A 3,969-nucleotide genomic window follows, 5' to 3' on the forward strand; every position below is an offset into this window, starting at 1 on the left:
TAACTTCAGCAGTTGGCTCATGTAACTAGTCACATTTACTCAAAAAACTTATTATATTATGTTTTTAAATATCATGGTCGGAGTGAAAGGACTCGAACCTTCGACCCCCTGGTCCCAAACCAGGTGCGCTACCAGACTGCGCTACACTCCGAAATTTTGCTTTTTAGACAAGTTACATCTGAAAAAGGAATGCAATTATAGTCAAAAAAATTATTGTTGTCAAGAGATTTTTTAAATTATTGTAATTTTATCTCTCTTACCTTTACTGTTTCAGTTATATCTACACCACTTTTTTTGTAAAATGAGACAATTCCCTCTTCATAAGCGTAATATATTTCACTATAAACAGCTCCTTTTTGACAACTTACTTTGATAACCTCATGAAACCTAGAACCTCTGATTGTTATTTCAAAAAAATAATCATCGACTTTGCATGATAGGGCAGAAGATGTTCTAAATATATTGGTATCTCCTATCTTGACAATTCGTTGAACTTCTACTCTATCCCCACCTCTCTCATCCATGTTAATATAGTTATCATAAGGAGTTAAAACAGTAATATCCTCACCACTTACTCGCTCAACTATACCTGAGGGGAAAAGCTTGGTAGTTTCAAAAAAATAGTCAGTTCTTTGACCATTCTCATAGATAGCATACTCAACATCAATAGTATATGGTGGAGTCATATATCTCCACATATCATAGGTTTTACTGTATCTATCATCTTCAATGTTTGTACCACAAGCACCAAATATTAAAGCTATAGTTACAAATAGTAGTAGATGTAATTTTCTCATAAAAAATCCTTTATATTAAAATAGCAAAAATCCGTGTCCAAATTGTGTAGGGGAAATCCCCCTGTGGTCGCCAATGCCAATGAATTAAGCTAAATAGTTCGGGTGTAAACACGCCGATTCCGAAAATGCAGATTGCATATAAGGAAACGATGGCTTCAGCCTCGCTAATTCATTGGCATTACTGTGGTTACCCTTATCGTCTTCTATAAGATAACGCTTCCAAAACATGCACCTTATCAATACCTACAGAACATGCCAAATCAGCTATCGTTCTAGCTACCTTTCTGATACTTCCTAAACTTCTATGAGAGAGTCCAAACTTCTCAATCGCAGAAAAGAGTATAGACTCTGCATCAGATGAGAGTTTGCAAAACTCTTCAACCTCATTCTCTCTTAGTTTACCATTAAGTCGCTCTTGTCCTCTCTCTTTTTGTAGTCTAAAGGCTAAATTAACTGCTCTCTTCATCTCTTTTGAGCTAATACCTTTTTTATCATCAGCAGATATCTCCTGCATCGTCACAAACAGGTCAATTCGGTCAAGAAAAGGGTCAGAGAGTCTATTTTTGTATCTTTTTACCTCTCGTTCAGAGCAACGACACGCTTTTCTCTTGGAGAGTAGGTTTCCACATGGACAGGGGTTCATGGCTGATACGAACATTATATCAGCTTCATACTCTACTTTTGCATTGACCCTAGAGATATTGACTCGTCTATCTTGCAATGGTTCTCTTAGAGCCTCCAAAATATTTTTTGGAAAATGCGGTAGCTCATCAAAAAAAAGCATTCCATTGTGAGCGAGAGCAACCTCGCCTATCCGTGCGGTGTGAGAACCTCCACCAAAGATAGATGCTGTAGTAGCAGTATGGTGAGGTGAACGCATGGGTCGTTTTGCTGTGAAGTCGGGAGTTACACCATCGAGGAACTGATGTTTAGCGATAGATAACATCTCTTCCTCTAGTAGTGGTGGCAGAATATCTTTGAGTCTCTTAGCTATCATACTTTTGCCGCAACCTGGGTTCCCCTCCATCATAAAATTGTGCATTCCAGCAGCAGCAATGAGTGCTGCTCTTTTTGCTACACCTTGCCCTTTTACATCAGAGAAGTCCGCTTCTATTATAACTTCATCGTAGTAGGTTTTTGTACCTATAGTGATAGATTTAGATTTATATGAGAACTGTTGAGTGCTTTTGTTGTACTCTCCACTCTGCAACAACTTCTCTGCCTCTTTTAGCGTATCTACAGGGATAAACTCCACACCTGCAATATGACTTAGATGCTCCATCGCAACTCGTGGGACTATGGCTCTTTTTAGAATTCCCTGCTCTTTTAGTGAGAGTATAATAGGAAACAGAGTTGAAGAGGATTTAACTCGTCCATCCAGTCCTAACTCTCCAAAAACAAAAAGATTTTTTTCATCTATCTTCTTTTTGTGCAGAGCAACTAGTAGTGCGATGGAGAGGTCGAGGTGAGTACCACTCTTTTTTATATCACTAGGGCTTAGATTGACTGTAAGTTTGAGTGGAGGAAACTTGAACTCATTTACCAAAAGTGCTGATTTTACTCGCTCTTTTGCCTCTTGTATGTCTGAACTAGCTAGACCTACTACAGAAAAACCTGGGAGACCTTTGGTAAATGTAGCCTCAACTTCTATAGATTTGGCAGATAAACCATTTAGTGTAGCACAGGTTAGGCAGTTTACGATAGCTTCTTTGTTTGATTTTGGTGGGAGATTACCACTATGGTTATTTTGGCTCATCTGATATTATCTCATAAAAAAACTATTTTTGTTAAAAATATGTCAAATTGTCATGTTTTTTTAGAAAATGCAGACTTTAGTTGCGTAAAATAGTGAGCGAGGCTAAAGCCATCGGTTCCTTATATGCAATCTGCATTTTCGGAATCGGCGTGTTTATACCCGAACTATTTAGTTCATTCATTGGCATTAGGCTAAAAGTATTGGTTCCTAATTATGGAATAATAATGATGGGTGTACCTCTTGTAGTTCTATCCCACACCTCTTCCATATCATCATTACTCAAAGCTATACACCCCTCTGTCCAGTCGAGAAGCATTGACATCCAATCTCCTATCGGAGAGAGAGACCAGTTAGAGGGAGTTCCATGAATCATAATCATACCTCCTGCACTAGCGTTTAACTCTTTTGCCTTAGCCTTGTCTTTATTATTTGGGTATGAGAGATGTATCGATCGGTTATATAGTCTACTCGCTTGTCTATAGTCCAAAACATATCTACCCTCTGGGGTCTTCATATCTCCCTCTATCTCTTTTGCTCCTATAGGCATAATTCCCAATGAGATATGATATTTTTTGTATATCTCTCCTCCTGCTGAGAGGTACAACATTCGCGTTGATTTTTTGACAATCACCTTCTCTGCCATCATAAAACTCTCTGCCATTAGAGTCATAGATAAAATAGCCAAAATAACAATAGATCTAAACATAAAATACCCCCTATCTGAAATCCGATAAAATTTTCTCTTTAACTCTAGCACACTCTTCCTGAAGAGCGTTTAAATCTCCACTGTTATCTATCAAATATGTTGCTTTTTCTCTCTTAATCTCTATATCAATCTGTGAATCTATGCGTTGTTCTGCCTCCTCTTTTGAAAAAGTATCCCTTTTTATTAATCTCTCCAACTGTTTCTCTTTTGGGGTATAGACGACTATACTCTTCTCTATAGGATAACGATTTGTCTCAAAAAATAGAGGTATATCTATTATATATGGTTTTTTTAAGTTATCTAGCCTTTTTGATTGTCTCTTTATCTCTTTATATATCAATGGATGAAGAGTCTTCTCAAGTTTTTTTTTCTCTTTAGGATTAGCAAAAATCAGTCTCCCTAAAGCTTTTCTATCAACTTTGCTATCTATTATATATTCCAAACCAAATAGTTCAGCTATTTTTTTATACTCTCTATCTAGTATAGTATGAGCAACTCTATCTGCATCTATAAAAGAGAATCCCTTTTGGTTCAGAATCTCAACAACTGTACTCTTACCTGTTGATATACTTCCTGTCAAAACAACTGCATATCTAAAACTCTTCATACTCTATCTCTCCTTATAAATTAAAAGAATATTTTTAATCAAAAAAAGTTATTATCATAAGGAAATATTAGCTGAAAAAGAAAAGGATTTTTCATCCTCTATA

At 36.7% G+C, this 3,969-nt stretch carries 4 protein-coding genes and 1 tRNA gene; all 5 read right to left on the reverse strand.

Annotation, left to right across the window (positions count from 1 at the left end; all coding sequences use genetic code 11):
• Positions 1 to 74: 74 nt before the first annotated feature.
• Positions 75 to 151: transfer RNA gene (locus tag GSY74_RS02145), tRNA-Pro, on the reverse strand.
• A gap of 85 nt (positions 152 to 236) precedes the next feature.
• Positions 237 to 797: a hypothetical protein gene (locus GSY74_RS02150; RefSeq protein ID WP_164663473.1), complete on the reverse strand. Its 561-nt coding sequence runs from the start codon at positions 795 to 797 to the stop codon at positions 237 to 239.
• 193 nt (positions 798 to 990) lie between these two features.
• Positions 991 to 2,553 carry a YifB family Mg chelatase-like AAA ATPase gene (locus tag GSY74_RS02155; RefSeq protein WP_164663474.1) on the reverse strand — a complete coding sequence of 521 codons (1,563 nt, stop codon included), beginning with the start codon at positions 2,551 to 2,553 and terminating at the stop codon, positions 991 to 993.
• Positions 2,554 to 2,764: 211 nt separating this feature from the next.
• Complete coding sequence (locus GSY74_RS02160) at positions 2,765 to 3,259, reverse strand: murein L,D-transpeptidase family protein (RefSeq protein ID WP_164663475.1); 495 nt, start codon at positions 3,257 to 3,259, stop codon at positions 2,765 to 2,767.
• 10 nt (positions 3,260 to 3,269) lie between these two features.
• Positions 3,270 to 3,866, reverse strand: coding sequence for a dephospho-CoA kinase (gene coaE, locus GSY74_RS02165; RefSeq protein ID WP_164663476.1), 597 nt, complete (start codon positions 3,864 to 3,866; stop codon positions 3,270 to 3,272).
• Positions 3,867 to 3,969 lie beyond the last annotated feature (103 nt).

It is taken from the genome of Sulfurovum sp. bin170, assembly GCF_010892395.1.
GTDB lineage: Bacteria > Campylobacterota > Campylobacteria > Campylobacterales > Sulfurovaceae > UBA1140.

Excerpts from the sequence above, each read along its gene's own strand:
- GSY74_RS02150 (WP_164663473.1), bottom strand. The coding sequence starts at position 797 with ATGAGAAAATTACATCTACTACTATTTGTAACTATAGCTTTAATATTT.
- GSY74_RS02155 (WP_164663474.1), bottom strand. The coding sequence starts at position 2,553 with ATGAGCCAAAATAACCATAGTGGTAATCTCCCACCAAAATCAAACAAA.
- GSY74_RS02160 (WP_164663475.1), bottom strand. The coding sequence starts at position 3,259 with ATGTTTAGATCTATTGTTATTTTGGCTATTTTATCTATGACTCTAATG.
- coaE (WP_164663476.1), bottom strand. The coding sequence starts at position 3,866 with ATGAAGAGTTTTAGATATGCAGTTGTTTTGACAGGAAGTATATCAACA.